The following is a 17,430-nucleotide window of genomic DNA, read 5'->3' as shown; positions in this document are numbered from 1 at the left end:
TTCGACATGCGCCGTAGTTTACGAGTCTGCCGCGCGGTTTACAACATCGATAATGCGGCGGTGCGGCGGGGCTGCCGCCAGTCGATGCCCTCAAGGAGCATCGACAGTTGTGCGGAGCTCAGATGGACCTTGCCACCGTCCGCCTTGGGCCATATAAAACGACCCCGTTCAAGCCGCTTAGCGAGCAGCCAGATTCCATCCTCCGTAGCCCAGAGAATCTTTACCAGATCGCCGCGACGGCCCCGGAAGACGTAGACGTTGCCGCCCAGCGGATTCTCCTCAAGCGCGGTTTGCACCTTCGATGCCACCCCCTGGAATCCGCATCGCATATCAGTGACGCCCGCAGCGAGCCAGATGCGCGTGCCTGCCGGTAGGGAGATCATGAGCGCAGACTGCCCAGCACGATCCGCAGCATATCGGCATCGACCTGACCGTCTACTTTAACCACCGCACGACCTATCCGGATCTCGATCGTGCCGACAGGTGGTTCAGGCTTCGCGCTCTGCACTTGCACTTCTGCCGGGGCTGATGCGATGACCTCCGTCGGCGTGTCGCTTCGCAGTACGACCGGAATAAGCCCGGCAGATCGAGCTTGCTGATCGGCCAGATATCGCCGCCGCCAGGTGAACAGCATGTTCGCGTTGATGCCATTCTCCCTCGCCAGCTTTGCGACTGATACGCCCGGCTCGCAAGCGGCCGCTGCCAGTCGCTCACGTAGCTCGCGGGGGTAATTCGGGCGCCCCGTTCGTGTACCCGGCTTCTTCTCTGCAGACTGTGTCAAAGTGATGCCCATCAGATCGGAAATGATGGACATCACTTTGATGTCGCCCTCAGCCAGCGTCTATAACGGCCGGGACGAGCCGCTTACGCAGAAGCGGTAGCGTGAACCGGCAAAAAATCATGGGGGTGTGATTTATGACGTTGGGTGTCCGGCCAGGCATGAGCGCCTGCGCCTTTATCACGGATGGGCTTTATCGGTATCTGAAAGAGCATCGGCGCGAGGAACCTGTGGAACTGGTTCTTCATCCCGAGCACAAGCGCATGCTGTGTGATGAACTGCACATGCGACGCTCGGGCGTCCAATTCGACGGGTGCGAATTCAATGGCATCCCGGTGCCTGAAGACCCATGCTGCCGTACGCCTGGCTGGTCACGGAAGACGGGCAGCGCTGGGAGCTGTCGCCCTATCATCGCGCGTCGTGGGAAATGTTCCTGACGTTCCCCATCGTGTGTGCACCGCAGCGTGCACAAGCAACTGAGATTGACCGGGTTCAACGGACAGATTTGCAGTTGGGTTTAGTGTGATGTTGAACCTCCCGGGAGTGTTGAGTCGCGGGTTGTCCACGGCCGGGCGGCGGGTCACCTGTCACGACCATGGCGCTGCCCGGCGGTGGGCAACCGTGATCTGCATACCGTAATCGAGGTATAGAGTCACGTACCGTCAACGAGTCGAATCGCAACCGCCGTCAACAGCACACGCATGCCTAGATCATGCGTGTGCAACCCGAAGACCTTATCCCATCCCCCTAGTTCGACAACGAAACATAAGGCGAAGTCAACGGCGTCGGCGGGAACGGTTGCAATCCAGCCTGCTTGGTAAAGCTATACCGCACATAAACCGCACCCAGCCACTCGCGATATTGATAAGCATTGCCGAGCGAAGCCGTCGCGCCCACCGCCAGTTGTGGCGCGAGTTGATATTCGCCCACCGCGTTGAACGAGTAGGCGACGCCCGTCTTGCTCTGCCCGGGATAAATTCCGTTGGAGTCGGGGGCATTGCCGGCATTGACGAGTGCGTTCTGCAGTCTGGCTGAGGTCCCGTCGCCCAGCGGGAAGTAAGACGACGCATCCTCGCGATAATGCTGCACGCCAATCGAACCCTTGACGTCATACGTGAAGCTGCCGTTACGGCCAGTCCATTCCACCGGCAGATTCAGGATCACATACTGTTGCGGACTGAAATAACCACCCTGTCCATACGTGAAGTAGGAGAGGTTCCGGTTATAGCCCATCAACGTGGTATTCAGGCCGATCGTCAGCGTCTGGTCAGCGTCTTTCAGCAGACGCGTATACACGCCGCCGCCGCCTTTGATGGCCGTGTTGGCGGACACGTTGTAGCCGTCCAGAAACTGGTACGCCGCATTTGCGTACAAGCCGCTCGTGCCATCGTCCCAACTGAGCGTGGCGAGTGCGCCGCTGGACGTTACGCCGCCCCATTCGATATTCGCCGACTGGTCGCGCGTGCCGGCATAGGAGAGCAGGCTGTCCGTGACCGCGCGTCGCGCGACGGCCAGCGAGTACGACACCTGGTCAGTCAAGGTGCCGTTGTATTGCAGGCCACCGACGCCCGTCACCTCGCGAAAACCAAGCGGCGTCACGCCCGCGTCGCCGCTGATGCTTTTGTTCTGATACCCGACCGAGAGCCCCACGCCGTTGGCAGTCTGCGAACCGTAGGCTCCCGCGTTCGAAGCGGTGCCCGAGCCAAAACGGGCCAGTGTTTGCGGCTGGTTGGTCGCCGTGCCCGCGTCGAGCGTCACAGGTGTCGCCGTGACGATGACATGACCGTTGCCGGCCTGGATGCGCCCCTGGATGGGTGCTTCGATATCGGTCAAATCCGACAAGCCGTCTTCGCCCGCACGATTACGAAACACGATGCCGCCCGACACGGTACTCGTCTGCTCCCGATTGACCTGGGCCAGTTCTTCCGCAACGCCGAGCGTCTGTGCATTGGCGACGTTGGCGGGCGATGGCGCGTAACTGCCGCCGGGCGCGGCTTGTGCCGCGGGCGCCTGCGGGTAGTAGGCCTGGGCGTATCCAGCGGGCGGCTGCGGAATGTACGGTTGTTGCGGGTAGTAGCCTTGATTGCCGTAGTTCTGCTGCGCATACGCTTGCTGCCCGTATGCCTGTTGCCCGTATGCCTGTTGCCCGTACGCCGGTTGCCCGTATGCCGGCTGCTGCGGATACGGTTGCGGTACGTAGGGCTGCTGTTGCAGATACGGAGGTTGTCCATATCCCTGCTGTTGCGGATACGCTTGCTGTCCATAATACGGCTGCTGCGCATACCCTTGCTGCCCGTTCGGTGCCTGCGCATACGCTTGCGCCGCGCCGTTTGCATTGCGCGCAGGTGCATGGTTGCGGGTCGTCGTCGACTTCTTGCTCGCTCTGGGCGGGTTACCTGGCAGTGCTGGGTAGTTGGCTTGCGCTTGCCGCTGCGCACCGGCGTTGGCTTGCGCCTCGCGGGCCGCGGGCGACATCGGCCATGGTGTTGACACGTAGGGCGCCGATGCCCCATAGGGCGCCGCATCTTGCGGATAGGGCGCGTTATAGGGCTGCTGCGGATACGGCGGCTGAACCGGCGCCTGGCCCTGTCCAGGATACGGCTGCAAAGGCGCGGCGGCATACGCACCGCTCTGGCTCGATCCGTAGTTGTCCGGACCATAGCCGCCGGTGCCGTTACTGGAGCGCGGGATACCGGACGGACTGGCTGGCGCGGTATAGGGCGCAGTGTAGGGCGCGGAATAAGGCGCCACATACGGTGAAGGCTGCTGGGGCGGCGGATAGATCGGCACGGTCTGCGTCGGATAGGAAGACTGCGAATACGGGGACGCTGCTGGCGCGGCATATGGCGCCGTTACGTTGGCGTTGAAACCGCCGCCTGTGGGCGGTGCTACACCTGCGCTGGTGGCACCGTCGGCGTCGGCCGGTGCATCGATGGCGGTTTTTCCCTCGAACGGATTGGTGCCGGGCAACGGCGTCGCGCCGATCCTGCGCATCGCCACTTCCCAGCCACGGGGGACATTGCTTGCCCCGGCGCGCTGGGCGTGGCTCATCAGCGGCGTGTTGGCGGCGATCAGCGCACGCTGCAAATAGGTCGACGCCAGCGTGAGCTTGCCCTCGGCGCGGTACATGCGTCCGACGGCGGCCAGCACGCCGGGATCGTCCGGTGCGGTGGCGAGCGCCTGGGTGGCAAGCGATTCCGCGTAACCGAAGTCCTTCGCGCCGGTCGCCGCGGGAAGCGCGGCCAGCATCAGACTCAGATCGTCCGGACGGCGCGTGAGCGCCACGCGGTAGCTGGCCAGCGCGTTGCGGTCGTCGCCAGCCGACGAATAGAGACGCCCGAGCGCGGCCTGCAGATCGGCGTTGTCAGGCATGGCGGCAAGCCACGGCGCGATCACGTCGTAAGCGCTCGCGAGATCGCCGCGCTGGCGCACGGCGTCGCATTGCCGCACCACGATCGCCAGATTCAGATTGCCGAAATTGGTGCGCTGTTCCGGGGTCAACTGCATCGCCGAGAGTTGCCGCATCACCGCGCCTAGTTCGGCATCCTGATGAGTGGCGAGCAGAATGCCGGCGTATTGCAGCAGCAGATCCGTATTGCCCGGCGCGGCATTCATTGCGCTGCGCACGAGTCCGAGCGCGCGGCCCGAATCGCCGGCCTGCTGGTAAGCCGCCGCCAACACGCCGATCAGTTCCGGGCTACCGGCTGCCACCGGCTCCGCGGCCGCGAGCGTGGCGAAGGCCTGCGGGGTTTGCCCGCTCTTCGCCATCTGGATGGCGAGGCTCGTCTGCTGATGCACCCACAGGCGGTGCTGCAAGGTGGTCATCGCGTCGGTGCGCTGGGCCACCGGAATGCGGTCCAGTTGCGCGAGTCCAACCGACCAGTCCTGGGTTTCCGCCGACAGCAGCGCGCTCGCATAGAGCGCGTCGGTCATGTCGGGATGAGCCGCCAGCAAACCGTCCATCATGCTGCGCGCATTGCCCACGGCGCCCTGGCGCACATAAATCCGCGCAAGGTCGAGCCGCAGCCACGGATCGTCAGGATTGCTGAGCAGGGCGTCTTCGAACAGACTGCGTGCCGCGCCCAGATCGCCCCGTGCTTCCGCCGCGCGTGCCTGGGCGGCCTGCGCTTCGCCACGCAGGCGGTCGATGCCGCCCGCTTTCGACTGCTGCTCGGCGTTGAGCTGATTGGCGAACTGCAGCGCTTCGTCGCCACGGCCTTGCGCGGCGAGCGCGCCGACCAGGCCGCGAATCGCATCGGGATTGTCGGCCTGGCGGCGCAGCGCCATCCGGTAAGCCTGTTCCGCGCCGACCGGGTCGCCGTTGTTCAGCAGCATCTCGCCAAGCAGCACCTGCGCGGTGACGTCGGACGGGTTGACGGCGATGGCGCGCTCGAACAGGGACTTGGCCTTGGCGAACTCGCCATTGCTGCGTGCACCGAGCGCTTCGCTGGTGTAGGTCCAGTAGTTCGCGCTCAACAGCGCGTCTTTCCAGCGCGCCGGATTGGCGCCGCGCGAGGCGCGCTCCAGGTAGTCGCGCGCTTCGGAGAAATGTTCCTGCTTGAGCGCGGCGATGCCCATGCCGCCGAGCGCGTCACCGTCGTTCGGGCTTGCCGTCAGCACCGACGAAAACTTCGCGCGGGCCGTGACGAGATCGCCGCGATCGAGCGCGGCAAAGCCATCGGCGATGGTGTGGCCGCGCGCGTCGACGGCAGCGTTTTGCTGGGCCCGTTCGCGGGCCGCGTCATCCTGCTGCACCATCGAATCGGAGCGCGCCTTGACTGCCGCGTCGTCAGGCACGAGCTGCAGATAGGTCTGGTAGAGCGGCGCGTCGGAGGCGCGTGCGTCGAGCCACAGCAGTGCCTGGCGCCAGCTTTTGCGCGCGGCAGCGCCCACCGCGCTGTCGCTGGAGAGCTTCGCGAGCTGGGCGATGCCCTCGCGGCGCGTCACATCGCGATACGTCAGATGCTGGGCGTAAGCGAGCGCGTAGCGTGGGTCGTCGGGATTCTGCTGTGCGAGTTGCTGCAGCCCGCGGCGTGCCTGATCCCAGCCCTGCGGCGTGGCGGCCAGCGCCTGGTAGTACTCGAGCTGCAGTTCGGGCGTGGCGGGCTTGCCTTCGAGCGCGCGCTGATACTGCTGCACAGCGCTCGCGCTCTGGCCGCTTTGTTGCAGGCGGCGCGCGTCGTTGACGGTCTGGTCGCGCAGACTGCTTTCGCCGAGACGCCGGCCGAGTTCGTCGATGTTCGGATAGTTCGGCGCCGCTTCCCGCAGGCGCGCCAGATACTGCTGCGCGCCGCTGCCGTCCTTGCGGTCGGCGAGCACCATACCCATACCGAACAGGGCATCGGGCTGCTTGGGATCGATCCGCAGCACCTTCTGCCAGGCCTGCTCGGCGAGGTCGCCGCGGTGATGGGTTTGCCAGTATTTGCCCTGGTCGATCAGCACGTTGAGCGGATCGGCCGCGGCCTGGGCAAACACGGCGGTGGGCAGCGTCGTGGACGCGACGCTAACGAGGCTCAGCGCCAGCGTGAGGGCGCTCAATCGCATGCATTTCTCCAACTCGGCACCAGCCGGCCGGCATCGTCGAAGCGATAGCGGCCGTCGATGAATCCTGTGCCGAACAAGCCCAGCACACGATCGTAATAGACCGGCTCGTGACCCGCGACGGGGTTGTCGAGCGCGGCCAGATGGCTGCGCGCGAGGCCGAGATCGCGTTCGTCGCCGAGCGTCTTGAAGTACGGCGCAAGCGCGCCCCAGTAACTGAGCGGCCCTTCGCCGCTGACGACGCCGGTGGTCACGGCGACCTTTTCGGGCGGGAAGCCGGCCTCGGTGACCTGCAGGCGCATGCCGCCGAGCGCGGCAAGCCAGGGCTTGGCCAGCGGATCGTCAGGCGCGGCCATACCGGCCCACAGGTACGCGCGGATCGCGTCGTAGCTGCCGGTGTCGCCGGTCTTCGGGTCGACCACGAACTGGCCCGCGCGCCAAGCTGCCCAGTCAGGCACGAAGCCGTGCGGCGAAGTGGCCTTGACGAGCTGATAGGCGTTGTCGGCCAGTTTGCTCCACGGGCCGCCGGGCACCGCTTTGGCGAGCGCGCGCAGTATCGGCAGCGGCAAATAGCTGGGATTGAGGCGCGTCACGTCGCCGCTCTGGAAGCCTTGCGGACCGGGCAGCAGCATCGGGCCGAGGCCGGCCAGACTGACGACTTCCTTGCTGGCGATCTGTCTGGCGAGCGCCTCGCCGAGCGCCGTATAGTGCTCGTCGTTCCAGAGGCGGCCGGCTTGCAGCAGGTCGTAGGCGATCCACAGGTCGGAGTCCGAAGCAGAATTCGGATCGAGCACGCCGTACGAGCCATCCGGCTTTTTGCCCCATTGCCACGAAGGCAACCGCACATTCTGCACATCGAACTGATTGCCCGCGAGATTGGTGCGGGTCCAGTCGAGCAGGCGGTCGAAGGTGGCGCGGTCGTTGGCGACCAGCGCGAAGAACATGCCGTACGACTGACCTTCCGAGGTGGTCTGCTGGGTGGGCGTCGAATAGTCGATCACGCGCCCGTCGGCCTGCACGAAGCGTTCGACGAAGGTGCGATAGCCGGGCCAGTCGCATTGCGCAGCAGTCGCGGCCACCGTGGCGTTCGGCAGCACGGACGTCATGCTGGCGACGAGGCCTAAGGCGAAGGCGAGGGGCGCCGCTTTTAGTTTGACCGGCATCTCAATCTCTCAGGCGGCGCGCCGCGATCGAGCGCAGCGCACGGTAAAACAGCGCGGCGATGATCAGCGCGGCCAGGACGCCGCCGAGCAGCAGCAGAAGCGGATGCGACGACAGGGCCCAGCGCATGTATTCCTGCGGCGAGAGGTGGCCAATGTAGTACGCCGAACCATTCGAAGTAATGGTCACGCCGCGGTTATGGATCACCGCCATCGCACCTTGAATCTGCGGCAGCACATCGGCATCGAGCAGCGCGGCGCTCAGATCGACATCCGACTGTCCCGCGGCACTGATCAGCGCCACGGCGCTGCGGTCCTTCTGCAGCGGCGATTCGAAGCCGGTGATCAGCGCCGCTCCGTTCGAACTCACCAGCGAGAGGTCGGCGCGCGCCGGCGCGCGTTCGAGGCCGCGCTCGCCGTGCCACCAGTCTTCCAGTTTGAAGACGATGTCCGACAGTTCGAATGTGCGCGTATCGCCGTCGCTCGAGAAGGGCATCGACTTGGCCCAGCGTTGCAGCAGCGGCTGGTGCCCAGGGCCGCCGAAAATCAGCAGGTCCTTGTCGGCGAACTGGTCGACCTGGTCGGCGTTGGCCACGGTCACGCCGGTGACGGGATAGCCGGTCGACGCGCCCATCCGGCCCATCTCGAGCAGGTACAGGCTGTAATCGGCCGAATTCGCGTCGTTCGGCAGGATCACGGCGGTTTCGGACAGATCGGCCATCCGCGTAAACGGGAAGCCGCTATTGGCGAACGCGGCCAGATCGGGCAACGCCATGTAGTGCGGGAACGACGACAGGTCGATGGTCGAGTTCGGATCGATCGAGCCCACGACGTTATCGAGCAGGCGGCCGTGGCATTCGCCGGTGTTCGGAATGTCGTAGTAGAAATGGAAGCGCAACTGTGCCCGCGGCGTGAGCAGCAGCGGCGGGATATGCACGGTGCGGCGCGCCTCAGCGCTCTTGTCCGGCAGGATGGTGCTGAAATAGCGGCCGAGGTCGAACATCGACGCCGGCTTGGCCGGAATCGGCAGCGACTGCACGAAGCCGTCGTTGATGCTGATGTTCAACGACGAGCGGTCCGGCGCCGGGCGCACGGTATAGCGATAGCGCAGATCGATCGGCGCGCCCTTGGTGTGCCACATGAAGAGATCGGGCGGCACGCGCAGATTCACGCGCACGGCGTCCGCATCGTAGCCGGCGACGCTCAGATCGCGCGCCTCAGCCAGCTCGCCGAAGCGCACCGGGCGGTTGGTGGGCAGCCAGTTCGGTGCGTCGTACGGCACGCGCGGGCCGAGTTCGTTGAGTTGCGTGATCGTCGCGCTTTCGCCGGAGAGCACGCTCTGGCCGACGCCGAGCGCTTTCGCGGCGGTCTTCAGTTCGGCTTCGTTGCGCCCGAGCACCAGCAGCAGTTTGCCGCGCACGGGCGCTTCGCGGTCCACCACCGCAAGGGTGGGGCCTGAGATGGCGGGAATCGTCACGCCGGCGGGCCGTTGATCGGCCGTGGCAAAGATCACGGCATTGCCCGACAGCGGCACTTCGTCGACTTGAGCGGGGAACCGTGCGCCGCGATAGCCCGCCAGCGCGCCGAACCACGAGGCGACGATGCCGGCCGATTCCAGTGTTTCGGCGCCCGGTTTGGCCGGAAACACGAACGGCAGTTCGAGACGACGCACGTCGCGGCGATCGAAGAACGGCTGCGGCAGCGCGGCCAGATCCGGCTTGCTGGTGAGCGAGGCGTAAGTCAGATCGAGCGAACTCGCATTGCTGACCGTGGCCCACAGCGACGAATTGGCCGGGTCCTCGCACTGCTCCGTATAGTGGCCGATCAACTGCACGTTCAGGTGATTGAATTCGGTGATGAAGCGCGGATCGATCGAGATGTCGCGCGCCACCAGCATGCCGGCCTGGTCGTGCGGCACCGGCAGGGTGGCCGCCACTTCGCCGTTGATCAGCACCTTCAGTTGCGAGATCGCCGGCAGCAGGGCGGGCGAATAGCTATAGACCAGATGCAGGATCGCGCCGGTCACCACTTCGTCGCTGCGCACGGAGAAGGCAATGCCGTTCTGGCCGTCGGTGCCGCGCAACTGCAGCGGATCGAGCGCGCCGAAGTCGGCGAAGGTCAGGGTCTGGCGGCGTCCGCCCGGCACCAGCGTGCCCGGCTCGGCGGTGGTCGGCGTCCTGATGCCGGGCGCCTTCACCGAGGAGGCGGCGAGTGCCGGGGTCGGCGTCGCCTGCGCGGGCTGGACGATTGCGTTGGGATCGAACGGGACCGCGGGGCCAGGCGCCGGCACGTTGCCCACTCCAGTGGCGCCCGGCAAACCCGGCGTACCCGGTGTTCCCGGCGCCGCAGCGACATGCGTCGAACTCGCAACGAGCTCAGCGGCCGACGCCAGCGGTGCCGCGAAGGCGGTCTGAAAAGCCAGCCAGCAGGCGAGTCCGCGGATGAGACGGCGCGAACGCAGGCGCGTTGCCCATTCCGTCATGTCGCACTCGCCTGGCAAGGGTCGAATCCGTGTCTGCGCAATGCGTTTGCCCATAGGTCAGTCTTTTTTCGTTTTCAGCTTTTTGACGTCGATTGGGCGGCTCCGCTTCGAGCCGCGCAGGTCTTCGTAAAGGTGTTCGAAGAGGCCGGTAATACCGCGTACGCCGACCAGCAACACGTGCGACAGTCCGCGCAACGGCGCATCCTGCTGGCGCCCTTCGGCCCAGCCCATCCAGGCGTCGGCACGCGCGAAGGTGGACTTGACGAACTCGTATTCCTGCTCGCGCGACATCTCGTCGAAGCGCAGGCCGACTCGTCCGGGTGCAGTGAAACCGACCGTCGCAGGGAAGGCGTATTCTTCGTCGCCGCGAAACAGGGAGACCGTCACGCGTTCGTGCATCGGCACCTGGATGCTGGCGGGCAACTCCACGCCGACACCGCCTTCCGAGTAATCGATGGTCTGGCAGGCCAGCGTGCGGCCCGTCGAGAATTTCAGCATCACCGGCATTTTCATCGCCACGCGGTGCACGGCGCGAATCTGGCGGCGCTCGCTTGCCGCGGCCACGCTCGCACCGAGGATCAGCATGTTGTAGCCGGTCCACGCCAGATTGAGGATCGTGGTCTGCACTTCGCTACGCAGTCCCAGGTTCAGATAGATATGCACGAGACCGGTGACGAAGCCGGCGAGGTTCAGCAGCAGCAGGAACAGATAGGGACGTGAGATGGCCCAGTCGAAGTAGTTCTTCTCGATCTGGCCGCCCTTAGCCGTCACGTTGAATTTGCCGAGCTTCGGGTTGATGAGCGCGAGCAGGGTCGGCGCGGTGATGTACGATGCCAGCACCGATTCATAAACCTCGGCCCAGAACGAATGCCGGAACAGACGCTGCATGCGCGAGTTGGTGATGCTGGCGTGCATCATGTGCGGCAGCGCGTAGATGGCGATCGAACTGGCAGCCGCTTCGATCACGTGTGCGCCGAAGAACAGGAACGACAGCGGCGCGGTCAGGAACACGAGGCGCGGCACGCCGTAGAAGAAGTGCATCATCGCGTTCAGGTAGCACAGCCGCTGGCCGATCTTCAGTCCTTTGCCGGTCAACGGATTGTCGATGCGGAAAATCTGCGTCATGCCGCGCGCCCAGCGGATCCGCTGGCCGATGTGGCCCGAGAGGCTTTCGGTCGCAAGCCCGGCCGCCTGGGCGATGGCGAGATACGCGGTGGTGTAGCCGAGGCGGTGCAGCTTCAACGCGGTGTGCGCGTCTTCGGTCACCGTCTCGACGGCGATGCCGCCGATTTCCTCGACCATCGTGCGACGCAATAGCGCGCATGAGCCGCAGAAGAACGTCGCGTTCCACAGGTCGTTGCCGTCCTGCACGAGCCCATAGAACAGCTCGCCTTCGTTCGGTACCTTGCGGAAGGTGCCGAGATTGCGCTCGAACGGATCGGCCGAGAAGAAATGGTGCGGCGTCTGCAGCATCGACAGCAGCTTGTCGCGCAGGAACCAGCCGAGGCCGATCTGCAGGAACGAGCGGGTGGGGATGTGATCGCAGTCGAAAATCGCCAGATATTCGCCCTGGGTGATCTTCAGCGCTTCGTTGATGTTGCCGGCCTTGGCGTGGCGGTTGTGCGTGCGGATCGTCCAGTTAACGCCGACTTCCTCGCAGAACGCCTTGAAGTCCGGACGGCGGCCGTCGTCCAGCACGTGGATGGCCAGCTTGTCGGCCGGGTAGTCGAGCGCGAGCGCGGCGTAGATGGTCGGTTTGACGACCGAGAGCGGCTCGTTATAGGTGGGGATGAAGACGTCGACGGTCGGCCAGGCGCTGCGGTCGGCCGGCAGCGGCATGGGCTCGCGCTTGAGCGGCCACGCGGTCTGGAAGTAGCCGAGCACCATGACGATCGCCGAATAGACCTCGGCTGCGACCAGCAGCAGACCCCACACGGCATCGAGCGGACGTTCCCAGTAGGTGGTGGTGGTCAGGCGCCAGAACATATAGCGGCCCGTGGCGACCAGCGACAGCATGATCATCACGAGCGTCACATAGCGGCCCTGCAGGCGGCGAAACAGCAACGCGCAGACGAAGCAGCAGGAGGCGAACGTCAGTTGCTCATAGAACGCGAGCGGGACCGTCACCACGAAATACAGAATCACCAGCGCGAACAGCGTCAGGCACACCACGACCGGCATGCTGTTCCACAGGCGCGCGTCGACAAGGCGTTCGAGCCGCGAGGGTGCGGCGGCGGGTTCCGTACTGCGTGCTTGCGGCGTGCTCATGCGACGCTCCCAGGCGAAACAGCAATCGAGTCGACCCGCGACATCAGCCACTGGCTGCAGGCGCGGAAATCGGCGGCGGCCTGGCTGAGCGGATCGTAGTGGATCAGCGTGGTGTCGCAGGCGAGCGACTCGCTGACGCCTTCATCCTGATGGATCACGCCAGGGAAGAGTTTCTCGCCGAGCAGATGACGCAACACCTTGAGGACGTCTTTGGTCAGCTGGCGCGACTGGTCCACCTGGTTGATCACGTAACCCACGCCGCCGAACTCGGGGCGCGGCGCGGCATACGCTTCGATCATCCGCTCCATCTGCGGAATCGCCGCGTATGAGGCGGCGTCCGCCAGCACCACATTCAGCGCGAAGGTCCCCGCGCACAATGCGGTGCGCGTATAGACCGACGAGCCCGGCGGTGTGTCAATGACCACGATGTCGTTGGCGTCGAGCCGCAGGGTAGCGAGCGACTGGGCGAGCCACTGTGGCTCGTGATCGACATACGCTTCGAAACGGCGCCGGTCGTCTTCGAGGACCGCGCCGTACGGCAGCACGGTCACGCCGTCGACGCCGTCGAACATGACGCTTTGCCATGCATCGCCGCTCAAGGTGGCGCGCGACAAACCGTCGATACTGTCGAGCGGGACGCCGAAGTGCAGACGCAAGGCGTTTTGCGGATCCAGGTCGAGCGCGATCACGCGCCGGCCACTGGTGGCGAGAACGGAAGCCAGGTTGGCGGCGAGCGTGGTCTTGCCGACGCCGCCTTTAGCGGAAACGACCGCGATGACTTTCATGAGCGACGCGGGCCGTTGGTCAGCCACGAATGAGGGGTGGGCGTGGCCGGCGTGGGGGCATCGCCACGCAAACGTCTGAACAACGAGCCGAGCGAAGCGGGCGTGGCTTCTGCTTCTGACAACGGGGCGGCGGGAGCTGGGCTGGGCGCAGCCGGCTTGAACAGCTGGCCGAGAATGGTCGAAGGCTGAACCGCGGGCGCGACCGGTGTAGCGGGTGCCGTAGCGCGTGGGGTGGAGGCGGTGAAGGCGGTTGAGGCGGGTTGGCTTGGAGCACGCGCGGGTGCGCTGGCGGCTCTAGTGGCAAACGTTGGCGCGGCAGGTGCGGCAAAAGCCACGGGCGTGGGCAAAGCGCGGGCAACTGGTGCTGGCATGGCGGCTGCGGCCGGCGCTGCGAATGCGGGCGCTGCGTGGCCAATCGGCGGCACGGGCGCGGCGAACGCGGACGCTGGGTTGCCAATGGGCGCCGCCGGCGCGGCGGCAAGCGGAGCGTGGGGCACCTGCGCAGCAGTCACTGCCAGCGGCTGTGCCTCGCTCTTGGCGGGCTCAGTATCGCCCGCTTGCGGCACGGCGGAAAAGCGCTCGGCGCCGCGCGGTGCGTCGACCTTGACGGCATTGCCGACCGGCGGAATCGTGCGTCGATGCGGCCGCGAAAACAGCGGCGTCTTGCCACGGAATTGCGCCGTGGTGGCGCGTCCGGCATCGGCGGAACCGCTTGCGGCTTGCGCGTTGCCTTGCGGCGCCTGCGCTGATCCGGCTTCACCGGCAGCTTGCGCGAGCGGATCGCCACGCATGGGGATGGCCGGAATGGCGGGTTGCGTCAGATCGAGCGTGACGAGCAGCGGCCAGCGCGTGCGTGCCGAACTCGCTTCGTTCTCGCGGCCGATCTCCTGATAGTCGCCCGCGTTGCCGCCAAAATGCCCGAAGAGGGTTTCAATGTCGCTGGAAGGACTCATGTCGCCGCCGTCTTGTTCATGTCTGTCTTGTCTTGCGTTATGCGCTTTTACCCGCTGCCTGCGCGGATAAAAATCCCCTGTTGCCGCATCTATGCCGGCTGGCGGCCGAGCCGGAATTCGATGGTTGCATACTCATCGAACCCGCTCGCCTGGGCGACCGACAGTCCTTCTGCACCCAATGCACTGAGCCACGTCTGGTACACGCCTTCGAGGAAAGCCGGCGTCCAGCTGAGCGCAGCAGAGCCGAACGCGTGCAACGGCGCACACGAATGGGCGATGCGCAGATAATCCGCTTCGTCCACGAGTTCGACGTAACCCCAATCCGTTTCCTGCCAGCGTGCATTCAGTGCCAGGGCGAGATCGTCGGTGGAGTTACACGGCGGTAACGGATGCGCTAGCGCGAAACGGCAACCCACGCGATACATCAACTGACGCAATTCGTCTTGCCCGATCTGCGCTTCGAACTCTTCTGCCAGTGCAGTGAGCAAGCCGCGCCATTGCGGGGAAATCTGGCGGTGGAGCAGGTAGTCGAGAGTAGGGACCATGTTTTCCGAAAAGGATGACCGTTAATCATCAAGCCGTTGTGACACGGGCGCCTAGTTACGGACATCTGAAAGTGTTGCTGGTAAGGCGCGCATTGCACGCGCTCGGCGGTTACTTTTACCTGTGCTGCCGGATAAAAAGTGACCGCAGCCTCTCAATCCGCAGTCTACTGAAGAGAAAAACATTTCGCTACCACTGGTCTGAAGGAAGTTATAGGGGCTTACGCACGCTGCCCACGAACGGATGCAATCTCCCCGTGGATTTATTACCGATGCATGAGCCGATAAGGCGGCCCTCCGACTGGCCGTCATCCACGGAATCGCGTCGACTACTTAAGCAATGCGTGTAAGACCTGGTGAGACTGTTGAGCAGTTGCGTCATCCAGCGGCCCTGCCGTGCCTCGCCTGAGCTTGCTCCGTGGGATGCCGCTTACGGTATTGCAAGCCTCTCACGTAGTAGCGGTCGGACCTCGGGCGCATCGGCCATCAAAATTTGTTTGATGGAAGGCATTAATATTTGTCGGACAGTTGCCGTTATGCATTGGCAGAGCGACGGAACTGGCCTGATGACTATCAAAATGCTTTCCACCTCACCGCAACACATGACCGATGCCCATTTGCGTCACCGCTTTCATCGTCGTTCGCTGGAGCAGCAGCGTCCGTTGTCGACGGTCACCATGGCTTTCACGGTCGTCGCCACACTGCTGTTCGTCCTTGCCCGCAACCTGGTGGCCGGCCCGTCCGTCGCATTGGCTTACCGGATTGGCTGCGTCCTGCTTCTCGCCGTGCTGGTGGCCGGTGTGCGCCGGGCCCGCAGCACGGGCGTGTTCGGCTTCCTCGGTGTCGCTTACACGGTGGTGCTGGTCCTCGTCATTGCCTTGAACGTCTCGGGCGTCCAGCAGCCGTTGCTTTGGGCGCTGCCGGCGCTGGTGGCGATTCCGATCTGCTCGGCGCCGCTCTGGCTCACGCCGATGCACTTCTTCGTGGGGACGGCGGTTTTTTACTCCGGCGGTCTACCGCTGCTGTTCGAACAGCAGCCGCAGATCCACGATGCGAATGTGGTGGCATGGCTGTGGGTGCTGATCGGCGCGCCGACCGCGGCGGTGTTTCACTTCGGCTTCTACGGGTTCCGGCGCGATCATTTTCTGCTCGAGAACCGCCTCGCCCAACTGGCCGCCACCGATCCGCTGACCGGTTTGCAGAACCGCCGCGCCTTCATGGATCAGGCTGAGCGGCGTCTGGCGGCGCTCGGTGAAGCGGCCGAGGTGTGCGCGATTTTCGTCGACATCGACTCCTTCAAGTCGCTCAACGATCAGTTCGGCCATGCAGCGGGCGACCAGACGCTGTCCGAGGTCGCCCACGTCCTGATGGACCATACGACCGGGCAGGACAGCGTGAGCCGGATCGGCGGAGAAGAATTCGCGGTGTTGCGGCCTGGCGGGCTCGCTTCGGCGCTGGAGTTGGCCGAGCGCCTGCGCGGCGGCATCGCCGGAATCGAGCGCCCAGATGGTTACGTGACGGCGAGCTTCGGCGTGGCCGAGCGTCGCGCGGGCGAGAGCATCATGACCTTGCTCGATCGTGCCGACGAAGCGCTGCTGCGCGCCAAGCAGTCCGGCCGGAACCGCGTGTGCGCCGAGCGCGCCATCCCGTTCGATCCGCTGCAACTGCTGGGTCGCGGCAAGCCCGGCGATCCGGACGATGCATCGGCAAGCGTGCGGCCCAGGTGGGACGACTACTATCTGACCTCGCATTTCCAGCCCCTCTACAGCTTGTCGCATCAGAAGCAGGTGGGCTTCGAGGCACTCCTGCGCGGCGAACAGGACGACGGCACGCTGGTGCCGCCCGCAGTGCTGTTCGCGCCGCGCCCATTGAGCGACGAAGGTGCGCTCGATCGCGCTAGTCACGCGGTCCATCTCGGCAATGCGGAGCGGCTGATTCCCGACGAGGCGTGGATTTTTCTCAACATTTTGCCCGCGACCTTCGTGGCGCACGGCTATGCGGACCAGCTCGCCGGCATCGTTCGTCTGGCCGGGCTCGAACCGGACAGGATCGTCCTCGAAATTCTCGAGTCGCATGGCGGCAGCGTCGACGAGATGTCGCAAGCGGCGGCGCGCTACCGCGAGCATGGCTTTCTGATTGCGGTGGACGACTTCGGCGCGGGGCAATCGAATCTGGATCGTCTGTTCCGGATTCGCCCGGACTTCGTCAAGCTCGACGGCGAACTGATTCGCGCCACGATTCCGGGCACCCAGCAATCCATCTTGCCCAAGCTCGTTTCCCTGTTGCATCAGGCGGGCATGCTGGTGGTGGTCGAGGGCGTCGAGACGACCGAGGAGCTGATTCTGGCGGTCGAGTCGAACGTTGATTTCGCGCAAGGCTTTTTGCTGGGCCGGCCGGCGGCACAAATCGGGCCGCCGGATTCGGTCAACCGTCTGATCGACCGCTCGTTCGACGTGATTGCGCAAGGCCGGGCGCACCTGCATGCGTTGTTCGAGAGCGAGATCGAACCGTACCGCTTCGCGCTGCGTAACGCCGCCGATGCGCTGCTGAACGGTGTCAGCATGGAGGAGGCCTTTGCGGATCTGGCGCGGCATCAACTCTGCATCAGCTGTTTCATCCTGGACGACCGGGGGCGGCAGATCGGCCTGGAACTCCCTGGCGTCGCCGGGCACACGCTCGGCGATTCACTGGAGCCGGTCGCGGACCCGCGCGATGCGCGCTGGGACCATCGTCCGTACTTTAGAAACGCCGTACTGCTGCCTGGTGTGCCGGTAGCCAGTAATCCTTATCTATCGCTAGCGAGCGGGCGGCCTTGTATCGCAGTGACGCTGGCAATCCAGTCGGCGGAAATGCGCTGGGTCGTGGGGGCGGAGCTGGATTGGTCCTCGAACCATTTGCCCTGGCCCGCCAGCGAGTGAGCG

14 protein-coding genes and 1 tRNA gene are annotated in these 17,430 nt (G+C 64.9%); 6 read left to right on the top strand and 9 right to left on the bottom strand.

Features of this window, described 5'->3' with window-relative positions:
* Positions 1-38: 38 nt before the first annotated feature.
* Both tnpB and tnpA read right to left on the bottom strand, forming a co-directional pair.
* Positions 39-383: an IS66 family insertion sequence element accessory protein TnpB gene (tnpB, locus tag P3T43_RS13300; RefSeq protein ID WP_429281503.1), complete on the bottom strand. Its 345-nt coding sequence runs from the start codon at positions 381-383 to the stop codon at positions 39-41.
* Positions 380-814, bottom strand: coding sequence for an IS66-like element accessory protein TnpA (gene tnpA / locus P3T43_RS13295; RefSeq protein ID WP_429281502.1), 435 nt, complete (start codon positions 812-814; stop codon positions 380-382). Before tnpA ends, tnpB begins: the two co-directional genes overlap by 4 nt.
* A 313-nt stretch (positions 815-1,127) precedes the next feature.
* On the opposite strand from tnpA, the gene P3T43_RS13290 reads away from it, so the two are divergent.
* Entirely contained in the window at positions 1,128-1,304 is a 177-nt protein-coding gene (locus P3T43_RS13290) for a hypothetical protein (protein WP_429281501.1), read from the top strand.
* 221 nt (positions 1,305-1,525) lie between these two features.
* On the opposite strand, the gene P3T43_RS13285 is transcribed toward P3T43_RS13290, so the two are convergent.
* From P3T43_RS13285 to P3T43_RS13275, 3 genes are read right to left on the bottom strand one after another with little or no spacing between them, the layout of a single operon-like run.
* The gene (locus P3T43_RS13285; RefSeq protein ID WP_429281500.1) at positions 1,526-6,322 is read right to left on the bottom strand and encodes a cellulose synthase subunit BcsC-related outer membrane protein; all 4,797 of its coding nucleotides are present in this window, start codon (positions 6,320-6,322) and stop codon (positions 1,526-1,528) included.
* Positions 6,313-7,425 (bottom strand): cellulose synthase complex periplasmic endoglucanase BcsZ, encoded by a 1,113-nt coding sequence (gene bcsZ, locus P3T43_RS13280; protein ID WP_429281515.1) that lies wholly within the window; start codon positions 7,423-7,425, stop codon positions 6,313-6,315. The genes P3T43_RS13285 and bcsZ overlap by 10 nt, the downstream gene beginning before the upstream one ends.
* A 58-nt stretch (positions 7,426-7,483) precedes the next feature.
* Entirely contained in the window at positions 7,484-7,849 is a 366-nt protein-coding gene (locus P3T43_RS13275; protein WP_429281499.1) for a hypothetical protein, read from the bottom strand.
* Here P3T43_RS13275 and P3T43_RS13270 point away from each other — a divergent pair.
* The 4 genes from P3T43_RS13270 (at position 7,804) to P3T43_RS13255 (ending at position 9,893) form a co-directional block, all read left to right on the top strand.
* A tRNA-OTHER gene (locus P3T43_RS13270) sits at positions 7,804-7,903 on the top strand. The two genes, P3T43_RS13275 and P3T43_RS13270, sit on opposite strands and share 46 nt — an antisense overlap.
* Before the next feature lie 87 nt (positions 7,904-7,990).
* Positions 7,991-8,938, top strand: coding sequence for a hypothetical protein (locus P3T43_RS13265; RefSeq protein WP_429281498.1), 948 nt, complete (start codon positions 7,991-7,993; stop codon positions 8,936-8,938).
* 397 nt (positions 8,939-9,335) lie between these two features.
* Positions 9,336-9,473: a hypothetical protein gene (locus P3T43_RS13260; protein ID WP_429281497.1), complete on the top strand. Its 138-nt coding sequence runs from the start codon at positions 9,336-9,338 to the stop codon at positions 9,471-9,473.
* Positions 9,474-9,533: 60 nt separating this feature from the next.
* On the top strand, positions 9,534-9,893 hold the full coding sequence (locus tag P3T43_RS13255; RefSeq protein WP_429281496.1) for a hypothetical protein: 360 nt from the start codon (positions 9,534-9,536) through the stop codon (positions 9,891-9,893).
* A gap of 125 nt (positions 9,894-10,018) precedes the next feature.
* Here P3T43_RS13255 and bcsA read toward each other — a convergent pair whose 3' ends face one another.
* The 4 genes from bcsA to bcsD form a co-directional block, all read right to left on the bottom strand.
* A complete protein-coding gene (bcsA, locus tag P3T43_RS13250) occupies positions 10,019-12,229 on the bottom strand; it encodes a UDP-forming cellulose synthase catalytic subunit (protein ID WP_429281495.1) in 2,211 nt (736 codons plus the stop codon).
* A complete protein-coding gene (gene bcsQ, locus P3T43_RS13245; protein ID WP_429281494.1) occupies positions 12,226-13,014 on the bottom strand; it encodes a cellulose biosynthesis protein BcsQ in 789 nt (262 codons plus the stop codon). The genes bcsA and bcsQ overlap by 4 nt, the downstream gene beginning before the upstream one ends.
* On the bottom strand, positions 13,011-13,967 hold the full coding sequence (gene bcsP / locus P3T43_RS13240; RefSeq protein WP_429281493.1) for a cellulose biosynthesis protein BcsP: 957 nt from the start codon (positions 13,965-13,967) through the stop codon (positions 13,011-13,013). Before bcsP ends, bcsQ begins: the two co-directional genes overlap by 4 nt.
* An 89-nt stretch (positions 13,968-14,056) precedes the next feature.
* Positions 14,057-14,512, bottom strand: coding sequence for a cellulose biosynthesis protein BcsD (bcsD, locus tag P3T43_RS13235; RefSeq protein ID WP_429281492.1), 456 nt, complete (start codon positions 14,510-14,512; stop codon positions 14,057-14,059).
* A 575-nt stretch (positions 14,513-15,087) separates the two neighbouring features.
* On the opposite strand from bcsD, the gene P3T43_RS13230 reads away from it, so the two are divergent.
* Positions 15,088-17,427 (top strand): EAL domain-containing protein, encoded by a 2,340-nt coding sequence (locus P3T43_RS13230; protein WP_429281514.1) that lies wholly within the window; start codon positions 15,088-15,090, stop codon positions 17,425-17,427.
* Positions 17,428-17,430: the final 3 nt, after the last annotated feature.

This window comes from Paraburkholderia sp. GAS41 (assembly GCF_050436545.1).
Classification (GTDB): Bacteria; Pseudomonadota; Gammaproteobacteria; order Burkholderiales; family Burkholderiaceae; genus Paraburkholderia.
The sequence above is the reverse complement of the archived record's forward strand: the minus strand, read 5'-3'. Positions and strand labels throughout refer to the sequence as shown.